The 16,493-nt window shown below is 58.1% G+C and carries 18 protein-coding genes; 6 read left to right on the top strand and 12 right to left on the bottom strand.

Going from position 1 to position 16,493, the window contains the following annotated elements:
* Positions 1–11: 11 nt before the first annotated feature.
* The 3 genes from GVK32_RS07980 to GVK32_RS07990 all read right to left on the bottom strand — a co-directional run bounded on the left by GVK32_RS07980 (position 12) and on the right by GVK32_RS07990 (position 3,652).
* Entirely contained in the window at positions 12–1,697 is a 1,686-nt protein-coding gene (locus tag GVK32_RS07980) for a ShlB/FhaC/HecB family hemolysin secretion/activation protein (protein WP_159870024.1), read from the bottom strand.
* Positions 1,698–1,974: 277 nt separating this feature from the next.
* Entirely contained in the window at positions 1,975–3,012 is a 1,038-nt protein-coding gene (locus GVK32_RS07985) for an NADP-dependent oxidoreductase (RefSeq protein WP_159870027.1), read from the bottom strand.
* Between the two features lie 64 nt (positions 3,013–3,076).
* Positions 3,077–3,652 (bottom strand): XRE family transcriptional regulator, encoded by a 576-nt coding sequence (locus tag GVK32_RS07990; protein ID WP_095097557.1) that lies wholly within the window; start codon positions 3,650–3,652, stop codon positions 3,077–3,079.
* Positions 3,653–3,856: 204 nt separating this feature from the next.
* Between GVK32_RS07990 and GVK32_RS07995 the strand changes: the two genes are divergently transcribed.
* On the top strand, positions 3,857–4,375 hold the full coding sequence (locus GVK32_RS07995) for a GNAT family N-acetyltransferase (protein WP_159870030.1): 519 nt from the start codon (positions 3,857–3,859) through the stop codon (positions 4,373–4,375).
* Positions 4,372–4,821, top strand: coding sequence for a DMT family transporter (locus GVK32_RS08000; protein ID WP_159870033.1), 450 nt, complete (start codon positions 4,372–4,374; stop codon positions 4,819–4,821). The genes GVK32_RS07995 and GVK32_RS08000 overlap by 4 nt, the downstream gene beginning before the upstream one ends.
* A gap of 8 nt (positions 4,822–4,829) precedes the next feature.
* Here the strand turns inward: GVK32_RS08000 and GVK32_RS08005 are convergent, their stop codons facing one another.
* Both GVK32_RS08005 and GVK32_RS08010 read right to left on the bottom strand, forming a co-directional pair.
* Positions 4,830–5,063: a YdcY family protein gene (locus tag GVK32_RS08005; protein ID WP_159870036.1), complete on the bottom strand. Its 234-nt coding sequence runs from the start codon at positions 5,061–5,063 to the stop codon at positions 4,830–4,832.
* 17 nt (positions 5,064–5,080) lie between these two features.
* On the bottom strand, positions 5,081–6,682 hold the full coding sequence (locus GVK32_RS08010) for an ABC transporter substrate-binding protein (protein ID WP_159870039.1): 1,602 nt from the start codon (positions 6,680–6,682) through the stop codon (positions 5,081–5,083).
* A gap of 269 nt (positions 6,683–6,951) precedes the next feature.
* Here GVK32_RS08010 and GVK32_RS08015 point away from each other — a divergent pair, with 269 nt between their 5' ends.
* Positions 6,952–8,385, top strand: a complete 1,434-nt coding sequence (locus GVK32_RS08015) for an aldehyde dehydrogenase (RefSeq protein ID WP_159870042.1) — start codon at positions 6,952–6,954, stop codon at positions 8,383–8,385.
* Between the two features lie 28 nt (positions 8,386–8,413).
* Here GVK32_RS08015 and GVK32_RS08020 read toward each other — a convergent pair whose 3' ends face one another.
* Together GVK32_RS08020 and GVK32_RS08025 are read right to left on the bottom strand one after the other, a co-directional pair.
* A complete protein-coding gene (locus GVK32_RS08020; RefSeq protein WP_159870045.1) occupies positions 8,414–9,163 on the bottom strand; it encodes an alpha/beta fold hydrolase in 750 nt (249 codons plus the stop codon).
* Between the two features lie 73 nt (positions 9,164–9,236).
* Positions 9,237–9,410, bottom strand: coding sequence for a GhoT/OrtT family toxin (locus GVK32_RS08025; RefSeq protein ID WP_159870048.1), 174 nt, complete (start codon positions 9,408–9,410; stop codon positions 9,237–9,239).
* Between the two features lie 191 nt (positions 9,411–9,601).
* Here GVK32_RS08025 and yncL point away from each other — a divergent pair, with 191 nt between their 5' ends.
* Entirely contained in the window at positions 9,602–9,697 is a 96-nt protein-coding gene (gene yncL, locus GVK32_RS08030) for a stress response membrane protein YncL (protein ID WP_071844919.1), read from the top strand.
* Between the two features lie 50 nt (positions 9,698–9,747).
* Here the strand turns inward: yncL and GVK32_RS08035 are convergent, their stop codons facing one another.
* Positions 9,748–10,116: a hypothetical protein gene (locus GVK32_RS08035; protein ID WP_227697825.1), complete on the bottom strand. Its 369-nt coding sequence runs from the start codon at positions 10,114–10,116 to the stop codon at positions 9,748–9,750.
* A gap of 542 nt (positions 10,117–10,658) precedes the next feature.
* Here GVK32_RS08035 and GVK32_RS08040 point away from each other — a divergent pair.
* Both GVK32_RS08040 and GVK32_RS08045 read left to right on the top strand, forming a co-directional pair.
* The gene (locus tag GVK32_RS08040; protein ID WP_095097533.1) at positions 10,659–10,781 is read left to right on the top strand and encodes a small membrane protein; all 123 of its coding nucleotides are present in this window, start codon (positions 10,659–10,661) and stop codon (positions 10,779–10,781) included.
* Positions 10,782–11,562: 781 nt separating this feature from the next.
* Complete coding sequence (locus GVK32_RS08045; protein WP_159870051.1) at positions 11,563–12,237, top strand: hypothetical protein; 675 nt, start codon at positions 11,563–11,565, stop codon at positions 12,235–12,237.
* Between the two features lie 55 nt (positions 12,238–12,292).
* Here GVK32_RS08045 and patD read toward each other — a convergent pair whose 3' ends face one another.
* From patD to GVK32_RS08065, 4 genes are read right to left on the bottom strand one after another with little or no spacing between them, the layout of a single operon-like run.
* The gene (patD, locus tag GVK32_RS08050; protein ID WP_159870054.1) at positions 12,293–13,717 is read right to left on the bottom strand and encodes an aminobutyraldehyde dehydrogenase; all 1,425 of its coding nucleotides are present in this window, start codon (positions 13,715–13,717) and stop codon (positions 12,293–12,295) included.
* 22 nt (positions 13,718–13,739) lie between these two features.
* Positions 13,740–14,546, bottom strand: coding sequence for an ABC transporter permease (locus tag GVK32_RS08055; protein WP_159870057.1), 807 nt, complete (start codon positions 14,544–14,546; stop codon positions 13,740–13,742).
* Positions 14,536–15,465 (bottom strand): ABC transporter permease, encoded by a 930-nt coding sequence (locus tag GVK32_RS08060; RefSeq protein ID WP_159870060.1) that lies wholly within the window; start codon positions 15,463–15,465, stop codon positions 14,536–14,538. Before GVK32_RS08060 ends, GVK32_RS08055 begins: the two co-directional genes overlap by 11 nt.
* Before the next feature lies 1 nt (position 15,466).
* Positions 15,467–16,480 carry an ABC transporter ATP-binding protein gene (locus tag GVK32_RS08065; RefSeq protein WP_159870063.1) on the bottom strand — a complete coding sequence of 338 codons (1,014 nt, stop codon included), beginning with the start codon at positions 16,478–16,480 and terminating at the stop codon, positions 15,467–15,469.
* Between the last annotated feature and the right edge of the window lie 13 nt (positions 16,481–16,493).

Consider the following 16,493-nt stretch of genomic DNA (forward strand, 5'->3'; position numbering starts at 1 on the left):
TGTGCCGGCAGTTAAAGTGAAACGGTGGCCTGCCAGTAAACCACCTGTTTATCCGGGTTAAGTCGGTCGGGATACGATATCGGCATGGCAACGGTCAAAGACTGGCTGAGCCAGCGGCCTGCCAGCTCCAGCCCTAGGGAGGTCCCCGTCAGCGTGCCGCCATCGGTTATTCCTTTCTGGCCCACCACATGCCCGGCATCCAGCGCCCCCGTGGCTGACAACGTTCCCATGCCTGGAATGGTCATCCATTGCCATGTCAGTTCATTACGCCAGTAGCCGCCGCGGTTGCCGCTGAGATATTGTTCTTTAAATCCCCTGACCGAGTACTGTCCGCCAACGGATAGCTGCTCGCTGGCATAAAGGCGATCGGGCGTGGTTTGTCCGTATGCGGATGTCAGCCAGTAGAGAGAGGGAGTCAGAGGATAAAACCAGCTAGCGCTCAGGCTAAAGCGGCGGAATTCGCTGCGCGGGAGTTCTGGGTGAGCGGGGTCGTCGCGGGTAGCTCCTGCGAGACTCAGCCCATGTGAAAGCGATGGGCCGACCGTCAGGTAGCCATTACCGAGACTCCGGCTGTAGCTGAGCCCAGCGACTACGCTGGTCAGCGTTGGACTGCTGACGCCGAGACGTACGTCTCCCAGACGGTTCTCAGTTTCCCGGCGAGAAAAGGCCATATCCAGCGCCATCCGCTGTTTCCCGTCACGCCATAGGGTTCGGCTAACCGCCAAACGCTGAGTCTGGACGGTTCCGTCGTACCGCCAGCGAGAGTCAGAATCACCAACAGATAAGGTCTGATAAAAATCGGACCAGCCGTATTGCGCGCTGAATAGCCAGTATCCGTAAGGTACTGTGACTCCGACCTGAAGGTTACGGCTACGGCGGTCATGATGAAACTCGCTGTCCCTGCCTGCGGATAGCATCCATTGATCCGCCAGGCTGAACGGATTATCCACGGTCAGCTGCGCATTCATCTGCCTGCTGCCGGTACTTTTTTGCCCGCTATTATCAACCGCTAAACTCAGGCTCACCGGCAAATGATGGTCAGTTGCGATCAGCTCCACCCGGGAGAAACCTTCCCTGCTCCCGGGAAGAATATCTATGGTCAGGGCCCTGGACCGCAGGCGATTAAGCTGATCAAGTCCTTGCTCAAGGTCCCGCAGATTCAGAATCCGACCTTCGGCCTGCGGGAACACCATTCTGAGGGCGTTATCCTGGCTGCCGGCAAGAGTGATGGTTTCCACTTTTCCTTCAGTGACTTCAATCAGCAGAAGCCCACCAGAAATATCCTGTTCCGGCAGCCAGGCGTGGGAGGTAATGAAACCGCGGGAGAGATAGGCCTGAGTGATATCGCGGACGCGTAGCTGAATTTCCTGCAGGGACATACATCCTTTTGCCGGCACTGATGTCAGCGTTTTCAGCGCATCGCGAGGCAAAACCGTGCTGCCCAGCAGCCGGAGCTGCTTAAGAGCAAAACATGGACCTTTTTCAGCCGACAAACTCTTATCCGGGGAAAGCTGTATGGGCGTGCTGTTTCGGAGCGCCTCTCGTTGCTGCTGAGTATGGTCCAGCAGAGCCTTCTGCTGTTGCTCAATGGCGCTCTGGTCGGCCGGACTCAAAGGTGCCGCTGACAGAGAAAAAGGTATGAGTAACGGTGCAACAAAAAACCAAAGACGGCGAGCGGCAGGCAATAATGTCAGCATCAAAAACTCCATTTTTTGAAATGTTGCGACATTAAATGTAATATTTTGTAATTAAATGTCTATTAAAAATTCAATATTGTGCATCAGTACTCATCTGGAAAGAGTGGCATGGCGCGTTACGGTTAGCCGCTGAGGTAACGTATTCACGTTCGCGGAAGAGAGGTAAGACAGGATATTTAATAAAGAGATGAGTTAAGGAAAACCCCGTATAGGGCGCGCCATTTCTGGCGCCTTGCAGATCGTCGCCCCGGCGCGCAACGCCGCCGGGGCATAAGTGTTACTCGTCCGGCGAAACGCGGACCACGACTTTACCGAAGTTCTCGCCCTTCAGCAGGCCGATCAGCGCGCGCGGGGCGCTCTCCAGCCCGTCGATTTGCTGCTCGCGGTACTTAATTTTACCTTCCTGCACCCAGCGCCCCATCTCCTGCTGGAACTCGGCGATACGGTGGCCGTAATCCTGGCCGATAATAAAGCCCTGCATCCGAATCCGTTTTTTCAGCAGTGTGCCCATCAGCAGCGGCAGACGGTCCGGGCCGTCGGGCAACGCGGTCGCGTTGTAGCCGCTGACCAGGCCGCACACCGGCACCCGCGCCGAGGTATTGAGCAGCGGCAGCACCGCATCGAACACCTTGCCGCCAACGTTTTCATAGTAAACGTCAATGCCCTGCGGGCAGGCCTGCGCCAGCTGTTCGGCAAAATCAGGCGCGCGGTGATCGAGGCAGACGTCAAAGCCCAGCGTCTCAACCGCATAGCGACACTTCTCGCTACCGCCGGCAATCCCGACGGTACGGCAGCCTTTAAGCTTAGCAATCTGCCCTACCGTTGCGCCCACCGGCCCGGTGGCGGCTGCGACCACCAGCGTCTCGCCGGCCTTCGGCTGCCCAATATCCAGCAGCCCCATATAGGCGGTAAAACCAGGCATGCCCAGCAGGCCGAGCGCCCAGGATGGATGCTCCGGCTGTGCGCCCAGCTTCACCAGCCCGCTGCCGTCAGACAGCTCATAATCCTGCCAGCCGCCGTAGCCCAGCACCCACTCTCCGGGGGTAAAGTCAGCATGATTTGACGCGACAACCCGGCTCACCGTGCCGCCCACCATCACCGCGCCGATGGCGACCGGCGGCGAGTAGGAGGGCGCATCGCTCATGCGGCCGCGCATATAGGGATCTAAAGAGAGAAACACGGTGCGTAACAGCACCTGTCCCGGGCCCGGCGAGGGCACATCGCCCTCTTCCAGACGAAAGTTTTCCCTGGTCGGCTCGCCGTGTGGACGAGAAGCCAGCACCCAGCGACGGTGACGTTGCGAATTAAAAGCCATAGCAAACTCCTCTTTTAAAGACCTGTACTGAGGCTAGCCGCAATTACCGCCGCCTGCATTGGCATTATGAGGCAGATTGATTCAGCCTGACGACCAGATAGATGCAGGAAGTGGCGGATTCATTGATAAAACGGCAGTCGTTCGGCGGCCCCAGCTCCAGGCAATCTCCCGCCTGCATTTCATGACGCGTGGCGCCCTCAACAAAGACCAGCTCGCCCTGCTGCAGCCAGATCAGCTGGCGCGCCAGCGCATAGGAGGCCGCGGGCATCGGGACATCGCTACCGGCGGGAAGCTCCACCTGCACCAGATCGATAGGCAGGTCGCTGCGCGGCGAGACGTGACGGCGCAGATAGTGGCTCTGCGGATCGCGCCACACCGGCTGGTTGGCAAAACGCAGCAGCTTGCCTTCCTGCATCTCCGCGCGGGCGATCAGCGTCGACATGCTGATGCCAAAGGCGCCGGACAGACGCCCGAGCATCGACGCCGTCGGGCTGCTCTCACCGCGTTCGATTTTGTGGATCATCGCCCGCGACGCGCCGGCCCGTTCCGCCAGCTCGCTCAGAGACCAGCCTCGGGACTCACGTTCGATGCGAATGCGGGCGCTGATGCGCTGATTGATGTTGTCTTCGATAGTATTCATAGCGTAGTACTATAGTGTATGAAATACGGCGTAACAAGACCATGAAAGGTAACCTGTTTCCACGGCTCTGATTCCCTCCATCCGCTTGTCGCCGCGCCGGCTGGCGTACCTTAGTAAAAAATTTCGCCTAAAACAGATGACAGCATTGCGTACATTATTGTAATAATATCGTACTACTATAGTGTACGAAACTTGAGGTTTGCTATGACCATCCGCTATGCCTGTAAAGAGGATTGTGCGGCGATTGCCGAGATCTATAACCATGCGGTGCTGCACACTGCCGCTATCTGGAATGATAAAACCGTCGATACCGATAACCGCATTGCCTGGTTTGAAGCGCGCCAGCTGGCCGGTTTCCCGGTGCTGGTAAGCGAAGAGAACGACGTGGTGACCGGCTACGCATCGTTTGGCGACTGGCGGGCCTTCGACGGCTTTCGCCATACCGTCGAGCATTCGGTCTACGTGCACCCCGATCGCCAGGGAAAAGGGCTTGGCCGCACCCTGCTTGTGGCGCTGATTAATGAAGCCCGTCGCCTGAAGAAACACGTGATGGTCGCCGGCATTGAGGCGCAGAACCACGCGTCGCTGCATCTCCATGAAACCCTCGGTTTTGTGACCACCGGCCAGATGCCGCAGGTCGGCACCAAATTCGGCCGCTGGCTGGACCTGACCTTTATGCAGCTCCAGCTCGACGATCGCCGCGATCCGGATCCCGAGGCATGAATCAGTCCCTGACGCTGGCCTGCCTTATCGCCGCCGGGATCGGGCTGGTGGTGCAGAATACGCTGATGGTGCGCATTACCCAGTCCGCCTCGACAATCCTGATTGCGATGCTGCTTAATTCGCTGGTCGGGATTGTTATTTTCGTCACCATTTTGCTCCTGCGCCACGGCGCGGCGGGCATGCATGAGCTGGCGGTTAGCGTGAAGTGGTGGACGCTGATTCCGGGCCTGCTGGGGTCGTTTTTTGTCTTTGCCAGCATCAGCGGGTATCAGAACATCGGCGCGGCGACCACCATTGCGGTGCTCATCGCCAGCCAGCTGGTCGGCGGCCTGATCATCGATTTAGTCCGCGCCCACGGCGTGCCGTTTCGCGCGCTGGTGGGGCCGTTTTGCGGAGCGGTCATGCTGGTGATTGGCGCCTGGCTGGTGGCCAGACGCCAGTTCTGATGCGGATATCAGAGGATAGATCCACCCTTGGTCAACTGCTCACGCCGCCCCTCCTGCTCTTCCTGGTGCTGGCGTCCATGATGCGCAATGGTGGTGCGTAAACGCTGCTGCTGGGTATAGCGATCGTCGCGATCCAGCCCGGCGTCATCGCTAAGTTCGATCAACAGCTCGTTCATGTGGGTAATCACCCCTTCGGCAATCGCCGCGTCCACGCGGGCGATAACCTCATCCAGATGTGCCATCCTGCTCTCCTTTCGGCTTAATTCAGTTTTACCTTTGAAAAATCGCTGCCCATCAGACTCACGCTATAGCCGCTGACGTTGCTGCGTGTGGCATAGAAGGTTTTTCCCGTCGCCAGGGTGATCCACGGCGCCTGCTGATAAAAAATCTCCTGCGCCTGGCCGTACAGCTTGGCCCGCGCCTGCGGATCGCTGACCAGAAGCGCTTTCTTCACCAGCGCGTCGTAGGACTTGTCGCACCAGCGAGCGACGTTAGAGCCGGTTTTGATGTTATCACAGCTTAAAAGCGTGCCGGCAAAGTTGTCCGGATCGCCGTTATCCGACATCCAGCCAAACAGGGCGCTATCGTGTTCGCCTTTACGCATCCCGGCGAGATATTCCCCCCACTCGTAGCTGACGATTTTGGCCTTGACGCCAACCTTGCTCCAGTCGCTCTGAATCATCTCTGCGATGCGGCGGGAGTTCGGGTTATACGGCCGCTGAACCGGCATCGACCACAGGGTGACCTCTGCGCCATTTTCCAGCCCTGCCTGCTTGAGCAGCGCTTTAGCCTTCTGCGGATCGTAGTCGTAGTCCGGGAGATCTTTCTTATAGCCGAGCATATTGGCCGGCAGCGGCGATTTCGCCACGGTGCCGGAATCGAGGAATACCGCTTTAACGATCGCCTGCTTGTCCGTCGCGTAGTTCAGCGCCTGACGCACCAGCAGGTTATCAAACGGCTTTTTCTCGGTGTTAAACGCCAGATAGCCAACGTTCAGCGCCTCAACCGAGTGCAGCGCCAGATCCTTATTGCCTTTGATGACCGGGAACTGCACCGGTGAAGGCGCCGGAATGATCTGGCACTCGTTGGTTTGCAGCTTTGCCAGCCGCGTCTCAACGTTTGGCGTGATCGAGAAGATCAGATGCTTTGTCGGCACCTCGCCTTCCCAATAGTGCGGATTCGCAATATAGCGGATCTGGGAATCCACCTTATACTGCTGCAGCGCGTACGGGCCGGTGCCGATAGGCCAGGTATCGACGTACTCCGGGGTGCCCTTTTTCAGCATCGCGTCGCCATATTCCGCGGAGAGAATTGAGGCGAAATCCATCCCCCAGTCGGCGAGGAAAGCGGCATTCGGCTCAGCCAGCACGAACTGGACGTGATAATCGTCGAGCTTTTTAACCTCTTTGATCAGCTTATCCAGCCCGACGTCGTGGAAGTACTCGTAGCTGCCCTGGGAAACGTTATGGTACGGGTGTTTTGCATCCTGCTGACGCAGTACCGAGAAGAGCACGTCATCGGCGTTGAAATCGCGGGTCGGCTTAAAGTATTTATTGCTGTTGAACTGAACGCCTTTACGCAGGGTAAAGGTCCAGGTTTTGCCATCCGGCGAAACGGTCCAGTCGGTGGCCAGCGAAGGAACCGGCGTATTTTTCTGCGGATCGAAGGTAATCAGGCGGTTGTAGAGCACCTGCGAGCTGGCCACAAACGAGGGGCCGGAGCTGGCAATCTGCGGGTTGAAGGATTCCGGCGAAGCTTCGGAGCAGTAGACCAGCGTATCGTTACCGGCCGCCGAGGCCGCAGCGGCAGGCAGCAGCAGTGCGCCGAGCGCCAGAGCAAGGCGTGTTTTCCCTGTAGACATGGTTATAAACCTTATTAATTTGTTATATACCCTCTAATAACAGCACAGCAGGAATCAACCAGCAAATAATCAATCGGTATCAGGTTATGCTGAAAACGCCATTTTTGCCGATTTATTCAACACTCACCGCCTTTTTGTACCGTTTAATCGGCTGAAGTTGTGAACTGCCTAAAAAGCTTGAAAAAAATCGTGCGATAACCGCCCTCCCGGCCCCCCGTCGTCTCCCCGCCCGGTACACTCGAAAAAACGCGAAAAGATGAGGTTTCCCGATGAGCTTAACCTGCAGCCTGTACACCAACGGCCGGTGGCACGACGCCGATGACGGTGCCACCTTTACCCGCAGCCATCCGCTGAACGCAGAGGCGCCCTCCACCGCTGCCGCTGCCAGCCTCGCCGACGCCCGACGCAGCGTTGAGGCCGCGGCCGCCGCATTCCCACAATGGCGCGATACTCCCCCTGGCGAACGCCGCCGCCTGCTGCTGAACGCTGCCGAACAGATGCTGCTGCGCGAAGCCCGGTTTATTGCCGCTATGGCGGCAGAAACCGGCGCAACGGCGCACTGGTCCGGCTTTAACGTCCATCTGGCCGCCGATATTCTGCGCGAAGCCGCCGCGCTCACGACCCAGATTGAGGGACAGATAGTGCCGTCAAACGTGCCGGGAAACCTGGCGATGGCCGTGCGCCAGGGCGCTGGCGTCGTGCTCGGGATGGCGCCGTGGAACGCGCCGCTGATCCTGGCGACGCGGGCGATTGCCACTCCTCTGGCCTGTGGCAATACGGTGATCCTCAAGGGCGCCGAACTGTCGCCCACCTCTCAGGGATTGATTATTGAGGCCCTCGCCGCTGCCGGCTTCCCCGATGGCGTGATCAACTATCTGACCTGCGCGCCTGAGGATGCGCCGGCGTTGGTCGAGTCGCTGATTGCCCATCCCGCGGTGCGGCGGGTCAATTTTACCGGCTCCACGCCGGTAGGCAGGATCGTTGCCCGCACCTGCGGCCAGCATCTGAAGCCCGCGGTTCTTGAGCTGGGCGGAAAAGCCCCGCTGCTGGTGCTCGATGACGCCGATCCCGAACAGGCGGCAGCGGGCGCCATATTTGGCGCTTTCGCCAACGCCGGGCAGATCTGTATGTCAACCGAACGCATTATCGTCGACCACGCGATTGCCGATGAGTTTGTCGCGCTTATCAGCCGCCGCGCGGCGAGCCTGCCCGCTGGTTTGATCGGCCCGGTCGTCGATATGAAGACCGTGACGCGCTGCAATGCGCTGATTGACGATGCGCTGGCAAAAGGCGCCAGGCTGCTGTGCGGCGGCAAAGCCACGTCGGTGCAGATGGATGCCACCCTGCTGGACGGCGTCACCCGCGACATGCGCATCTGGAGCGAGGAGTCGTTTGGGCCGGTGAAAGCGATTATCCGCGTCAGCGGTGAAGAGGAAGCCCTGGCCGCCGCGAATGAGAGCGAATACGGGCTTTCATCGGCGGTATACAGCCGGGACAGCGCCCGGGCATGGAACGTCGCGCAGCGCTTGCAAACGGGGATTTGCCACATTAATGGCCCCACCGTTCACGATGAGGCCCAGATGCCGTTCGGCGGCTGTAAATCCTCCGGCTACGGGCGCTTCGGTGGGCGCGCGGGCGTTGACGAATTTACCGAACTGCGCTGGATAACCCTGCAAATGCAGCCCCGCGAACTGCCGTTTTAACCCATTCCGCCGACTGGGGTCGTTCGCCTCAGCAGCGGCTGGCGATCGCGGCCGCCAGCGCGGCAGGATTTTCCCAGGCCATCGAGTGCCCGGCGTCGGGCACAACCCACAGCGTAATCCCTTGCGCGACGGCGTCCTCGGCTTCCTGTGCCGGAAGCGACAGCTCGCCATAGATAAGCGTCTTCGGACAGGAGAGCTGACAAAAAAGGGTAAACCATGACGGCGTTACGCCGCAGACCAGGCTGTCTGCCCCTCTCCAGACGGCCCAGGGGGCGCTGTTCTGCAGGCATCCGGCCCAGGGCGACGATTCCGCCGCCAGCATCTCGCCATAGCCGGCGGCGACAAACTCCGCTTCGGTCTGCGCGGCAATCGTCCGACTGTATACCCCACCGCCGGCGTACAGGTTGGGCTCGGCCACCAGCAGCGCAAGCACGCGTTCGCCTAAGCGTTCAGCCGCCTCGATGGCAATACTGCCGCCCATGCTATGGCCGTACAAATAGCAGCGTGACAGCTGCAGGTGGTCAAGGAGTTCGACCACCACCCGCGCCTGTTCCGTGGTGCTGTAACCAAACTCAGCGGGTTTATCGCTGTAGCCGTAGCCCGGTAGATCGATAAGCACGATCCGCCGCCCGCTCAGCGCGGGATCGGTAGCCACTCGAGGATAATCGTACGAGGAGGCGCACCCCAGACCGTGGATAAAAACGATCGGGTCGCCACCGCCGGGCAGATCGAGCCAGCGCACGGTGGTGCCGGCCAGAGAGGAGAAGAAACCGTTCATAAATAAGCTTCCGTTAATTAAGACTGTTTTTTTATACAGTCATTATTAACGAATGCCAACGCTTTCTTTAACCTCAGAATAGCGAAACGAGAAGTGCGGTCGGGAAGCTAAACGGCCAGGTTGCACCGATCAGCAGCGCGGCCAGCAGGCGAATCAGACGACTCTCTTTGGTTAAAAACCAGCTGATAACTGCGCAGATAGATCCCATCACCGCATAAAAAATCAGCATCTTTTGATATAGGGTCATTCTTAGTCCTTCCCTGAAAACGCCTTTACGACGCGCCTCTTTCAACAGCGCAAAGCGGACCAGGGATTAATGCATGACAAAGTAAAAATACTGCGCGTAGCCAACAGAAAACGCCCGATTCATCCTTGTCTGATAGCACATCCTTTGACCTCGTACTATACCTGTAGAGGCTTACTCATAAAGGTGGCGTTATGGATGTTTCCAGCAAAACCGTAATTCTGATTAATGTCGGCGCAGCATTTGCGCTTATTAGCCTGTTATCCGTTCGTTTTGGTTGGTTTTACTGATTTTTCCTCAGCAAAGAAACCTAAAAAAGCAGCCTTAAAGGGCTGCTTTTTTACGATTTGATAGCGACCATATGGGCGGTGTCCGCCTGTGAGGTAGCCTGCAGCACGGCCATAGCCTTGAGGTTGTCAGGGTTATACGCCGGCAGCGGATTGACCTTCTCGCTATCCCATTCAGCTGAGAGACAGACGGCTTCACTTGCCCCCTGCTTTTCACAACCTAAAACGCGCTGAGCGGGCAAGTTGCCATACAAAATGGCGCTGGCGCAGGCCACCAGCACAAAAAATGCTATGTTTTTCAAAACAAAATCAACTTCAAAGTAACAAATTATGACAAATTTTCGCATGGCCGCCCCGTCAAAGTCAAACACCAAACGGCCGCAAACATTTAATAGATACAAACTTGAACTAACCATTAACATTAATTAAACATTAACTTTAATTAATAAAGTCATTGCTAAGAAATAAATCTGAAATACATTTCGCCAATACTGCTGATACGCTTAAAAAAAGAGTCCGGGAAGGAGTATGGGCTGGCAAATAGCATCACAAAAAGAATGGATATAAAAAGTCAGGATGCCAGGAAAATAAATTAACCGTACTTTTTCAGGAAAACGATCCTCCACAACTACAGAACCACCCTCTGCCGTCAGGAAGTATCAGATTATGCTTAAAAAATCAGCATAAACGCACGTCTAAAGATAACTAACAATAATGTATGACGAAGCGTTCTATTAGCGGAAAATGCGATACTTCTTAAATCTCGTTTTGCTGACGGAGCGGCGACTATGCCGACAACCTCAAGGTTGGTGCGGCCTTAAGCCGATCCCTGGCGTCCCGACCTGCCGGCACTTCATTTGAAACAGAACAAATACCATTTGCGTTATCTCAAGGATGAATTTACATTCATAATCATTGGTTATGAATACTTTTCCAGTTGCTCATTTTAAATTTGAGGTGGTATATGTCCGGGATTGCCGTGCTTATAGTGGCGTTAATATTGCTGGTTATCGCAGTCTACAATCTTATTTCTTACGTGCGCGAACGCCGTCAGTCAAGCTTGCCGAGCAAGAAGAATAAACGCTAGGCAAATGGATTTATCTGCCTGAATAGTATCGGCAATAGCGAACACTTTATTTACCCTGGCCATTTTGTGCGTATTAGCTCGCGCGCTTAGCTGCGTGAGAGCGTTGCGCCGCTGCCCCCTCTTTCACACATTGATGGTGTAGAGCCCTCCCTTCCCTGCTCCGCTGCCCGTTTTTATTATTTCCCGCGCTAACGCTGCCGCCGGCTGATTATTGCAAAGTGGCCTCGGGGTTACGCGCATCGGGAAAACCGGCGAAAACGCTGGCGCACACCCAGTACCGTCCGCCAGGGCAAAATGCGGACGCGTTTTGAACGACGTTCACCTCGGCCCCGCAGGAGTGAGCCCCTCGAGGGGAGGCATACGGCGGCCAGCGAGGCCGCTCGGGACGACGGCGCAAAAAAAGCCCCTGCACTTGTTAATGCAGGAGCGGGGATATTTGCGAGCCCCATCCGGCGCTTATCTCCGGCACTCATCATGGCTTAGCTCTTGAAGGGGCGTAAGAATAATCTCATATCACTGCGCCATTTGTCTTAGCAATTCCTGCCATCGATGACTATTAGCAAGCTAACATGATTGCAGGGTGATTATTGCGCGCCAACGCCTGCGGTTTGCCGCCGCCGCGCCTGGCACCAAAACCCGACACAACCGCCCGGCGTTCCTGTTCACTTATCAGATCCTGTGCCATCATTCCAGGAGGCTAATAAATAAAGCGCCATTAACGACTTAAGCGCGACAGACAGCCGTTTTCCATCCGTTTGCGTACCACCAGAAGGAGTCCTGCATGACGAATAGTCAATATCTCTATGAGCATGTTGCGCCGAATGATCCACGCCTGTTGCAGTTCGCAGCACAGCTCACCCCCTCCTCTCAGCCCATCCAGGTACCGGTGATAGACACGCCGGGCCCGGCAGGAAACGCTTACTGGAACGTAGAGGCTGCGATAAAAAAAGTCGGCGGGAAGATGCGCCTCGGCTGGGATATTCATCTGTGGCGGGGATGCTTCATGGTCGCCACGCATCACGCAGTACTGCAGACCGCGGAAGGCGAGTTTTTCGATGTCACCCAAAGGCCGCCGGTTTCCGGCTCACCCTCCCTGACCACCTTTATTCCCGATGATTCTGTCAGCATCAGCCTGGATAAATCCCCGGCGGTAACGTCGCGATTTCTGCTGCTGAACGAAAGCCCGGAAATCGCCGGCTATGTCCGCGCCTATGAGAATCTCAACCAGTTCGAAAAAAGAATGAGCGATGCGCTCTATGAATACGGCTATCGCTGCGAAACCAACCGAACGATGGCGACGGGCGTGCCGGGCGCGAAAGCCAATCTCATCAACGTAGATGAAGCGAAAGTCAGCGAAATCAGGGATAAAATTGCCGAGCTGAGCTGGATAATGAAAGATAAGATCATCAAGCTAAAACGCTATTCTGATTCGATTAATGGCCTGACTCGCCATTGATTAGAAATACCGCCGCCGACGGGCCTGAACGGACCCCGTCGGCGACATGCTGCTATTAGTGCTTGATCATCACGTGGCGCACGACGGTGTAGTCCTCCAGGCCATACATCGACATATCCTTCCCGTAGCCCGACAGCTTTTGCCCACCGTGCGGCATTTCGCTCACCAGCATAAAGTGGGTATTCACCCATGTGCAGCCGTACTGCAGGCGCGCGCTGAGGCGATGGGCTCTGCCGACGTCCCGGGTCCACACCGACGAGGCCAGGCCATACTGCGAATCGTTGGCCCACGTCAGCGCCTGCTCCTCATCGCTGAACGCGGTGACGCTGACCACCGGGCCAAACACCTCGCGCTGGACAATATCATCCTCCTGCTTCGCCCCGGCCAGCAGCGTCGGCTGGTAGTAGTAGCCTTTCCCCGGTGCCCTGCTGCCGCCGGTCACCACTTTGATATGCGCCAGCGCGCGCGCGGCGTCGACGGCGGCGCTGACCCGCTCAAGGTGCGCCTGCGAGCTGACCGGCCCCAGCTCCGTCGCGCCATCCTCCGGCGGGCCGATTTTCAGGCTGGCAACGGCGGAACCCAGTTTCTCCACCAGCTGGTCATAAATGCCCTGCTGGGCGTAGATGCGGCAGGCGGCGGTACAGTCCTGGCCGGCGTTATAGAAACCGAAGGTCCGCACGCCCTCCACCACCGCGTCAATATCCGCGTCGTCAAAGACGATAACCGGCGCCTTGCCGCCCAGCTCCATATGCGTACGCTTGATCGAGGAGGCCGTATGGCCAATGATGTGCGCCCCGGTGGCTATCGATCCGGTCAGCGAGACCATCCGCACCTTATGATGTCCGGTCAGCGGATCGCCAACGGTTTTGCCCCGGCCAAACAGCACGTTGAGGACGCCGGCCGGGAAGATATCTTTTGCCAGCTCGGCCAGCTTCAGCGCAGTTAGCGGCGTGATCTCTGAAGGTTTAATCACCACGCAGTTCCCCGCCGCCAGCGCCGGGGCCAGCTTCCAGGCCGCCATCATCAGCGGGTAGTTCCACGGCGCGATGGAGGCCACCACCCCAACCGGATCCCGGCGGATCATCGAGGTGTGCCCTTCAAGATACTCACCGGCGGCCATTCCGGGCAGGCAGCGCGCGGCGCCGGCGAAGAAGCGAAACACATCCGCCACCGCCGGCAGCTCGTCGTTAATCACGCAGTGCAGTAGTTTACCGCAGTTCAATGACTCCAGTTTGGCGAGGGTATCCGCATGGGCGGTAATCACGTCCGCCAGCTTGAGCAGGCACTCCGCGCGGGTTTTCGGCGTGGTCTGGCTCCAGCCGACAAAGGCCAGATCCGCCGCCTCAACGGCCGCATCCACCTGCGCCGCCGTCGCCTCCGCAATCTCCAGCAGGGCTTCGCCATTAGCAGGATTGAATACCGGCACCAGTTCGCCTTCACCCGCCACTAATTCGCCGTTGATCAAAAGGTTATGTTGCATAGTATGATCCTGTACACGTCAGTTATTTGCCGTTTTCAGCGCTTATGTCGCCGTCACGGGTGAGCCACCAGGCTCCTAAAATCGGAATGGTCGTCACCAGCATCACCAGCAGCGCGACAACGTTGGTTATCGGCACATCGCGCGGGCGTCCCAGCTGATTCAGCAGCCATAGCGGGAGCGTGCGCTCGTGTCCGGCGGTAAAGGTGGTGACGATAATTTCATCAAACGATAGCGCAAACGCCAGCATTCCTCCGGCCAGCAGCGCCGACCCCAGATTGGGCAGCACCACGTAGCGGAAGGTCTGCCAGCCCGTCGCGCCTAAATCCATCGACGCCTCCACCAGGCTCCAGGAGGTCCGGCGAAAGCGGGCGATCACGTTGTTAAAGACCACCACCACGCAGAAGGTGGCGTGCCCGACAACGATGGTAAACAGACCCGGTTCGAGGTTAACCGCCTTAAACGCCGTCAGCAGCGCCAGGCCGGTAATGATCCCCGGCAGCGCGATGGGCAGCAGCAGCAGCAGCGACACCGCGTTCTTACCAAAAAAAGCGCGGCGCCACAGGGCTCCTGCAGCCAGCGTGCCAAGTACCAGCGCGATGGCGGTCGATAGCGCGGCAATTTTCAGTGACAACGTCACCGACTCGATAATATCGCCCCGCCCGGCCGCTTCGCTAAACCAGCGCAGCGTCAGGCCCTGCGGCGGAAAGCTGAAGGCGGCGTCTTCGGTGTTAAAGGCGTACAGGGCGATAATCAGCAGCGGGAAATGGAGGAAGATAACCCCGCCCCAGGTCGCTATTTTCAGCAACAGCGGCGCGCGTTCAGAGTGCATCAAACGCTCCCAGGCGTTTAACAAACGCCAGATAGAGGGCAATCAGGACAATCGGCACGAGGGTAAACGCCGCCGCCATCGGCATATTGCCAATCGCTCCCTGCTGGGAATAGACCATGTTGCCGATAAAAAAGCCCGGCGGCCCCACCAGCTGCGGTACGATAAAATCGCCCAGCGTCAGCGAGAAGGTGAAAATTGACCCGGCGGCGATACCGGGAATGGCCAGCGGCAGCACCACATGGCGAAAGGTTTGCCGCGGCCGGGCGCCGAGGTCAGCCGACGCCTGCAGTAGCGACGCCGGTATACGCTCCAGCGCCGCCTGTACCGGCAGGATCATAAACGGCAGCCAGATATAGACGAAGACCAGGAAGCGGCCCAGGCCTGAGGTCGACAGCGTATTGCCGCCCACCGCCGGGATTGTCAGCAGCAGATTCAGCGCGCCCTCCAGCCCAAGATGGCGAAGAAACCACTGCGCTACGCCATCTTTTGCCAACAGCAGCGTCCAGGCGTAGGCCTTAACGATATAGCTGGCCCACATCGGCAGCATCACCGCGATATAGAAAAATGCCTTCATCTTGCCGCTGGTGTAGCGCGCCATATACCACGCCATCGGCAGAGCCAGAACCGCACTGGCCAGCGTGACCGCCAGCGCCATCACCAGCGTACGGATAATAATGTCGTAGTTGGCCGGGTTAAACAGCGCCTTAAGATTAGCCAACGTCAGGTCGGTGCTGACCGACATGGTGAAATCGTCGAAGGTATAGAAGCTTTGCCACAGCAGCGTCAGCAGCGATCCCAGATAGACGATGCCAAACCACATCAGCGGGCCAAGCAGCAGTAAAAACAGCGCCAGCGAAGGCCGGCGCCAGAAAAGTCCTGACAGGCGACCGGAAGGCGCGTTAGCGATGAGCGTTGCCATATCAGCCACCGTTATCCAGAGAGACCATCGCCGCGCGCGACCAGGAGGCCAGCACCCTTTGCCCCGCCTGCGGCGCGCTCAGCGCAGCAGCACCGTCGCTATTGGCCTGGCTCACCAGCAGCCTGCCGCCCTCCGCCAGCTTTATCTCGATTCGCGTTGCCGCGCCCTGATACTGCACCGCCTGCACCACGCCCTCGACCTGAACCTCGCCACCGCCGTTGAGCCGGATATGTTCCGGACGCAGCGACCAGCTGCCCGCCATGCCGCACAGTCGGGCCGAGAGCTCGGCGTCAAAGACGTTGGCCGTGCCGACGAACCCGGCGACGAAGGCCGTTTTCGGCCGCAGGTAGAGATCGTGCGGCGCGTCGACCTGCTCGATGCGCCCGTGATTAAACACCGCCACCCGGTCGGACATCGACAGCGCTTCGCCCTGGTCGTGGGTGACAAAAATAAAGGTGATCCCCAGCGCCTGCTGCAGCTTTTTCAGCTCCAGCTGCATCTGCTCGCGCAGCTTTAAATCCAGCGCCCCCAGCGGCTCATCCAGCAGCAGCACCCGCGGCTCGTTAACCAGCGCGCGGGCAATCGCTACCCGCTGGCGCTGGCCGCCGGAGAGCTGGGAGGGTTTGCGCGCGTGGACAAAGCCGAGGGCCACTTTTTCCAGCGCCTCCTGCGCGCGGCGGTGGCGCTCTTTTTTGCCGATCCCCTTCACCATCAACCCGTAGGCGACGTTATCGAGGATCGACATGTGGGGAAACAACGCGTAGTCCTGGAAGACGGTATTGACGTCGCGCTGCCACGGCGGCAGCTCGCTGGCCTGCTGGCCAAAAATGGTGATCTCTCCGCCGGAGAGCTGTTCGAAACCGGCAATCAGCCGCAGGCAGGTGGTTTTGCCGGAGCCGGACGGCCCCAGCATCGAGAAAAACTCGCCGTCGCGGATGGCAATACTGACACCATCCACCGCGCGCACGTCGCCATACAGCCGCGAGACGTTATGGAACTCTACCGCATACGTCATTTCACGCCTCCGG

Origin of the sequence: Klebsiella sp. 18074 (assembly GCF_902705905.1) — a bacterium.
Lineage (GTDB): Bacteria > Pseudomonadota > Gammaproteobacteria > Enterobacterales > Enterobacteriaceae > Klebsiella > Klebsiella terrigena.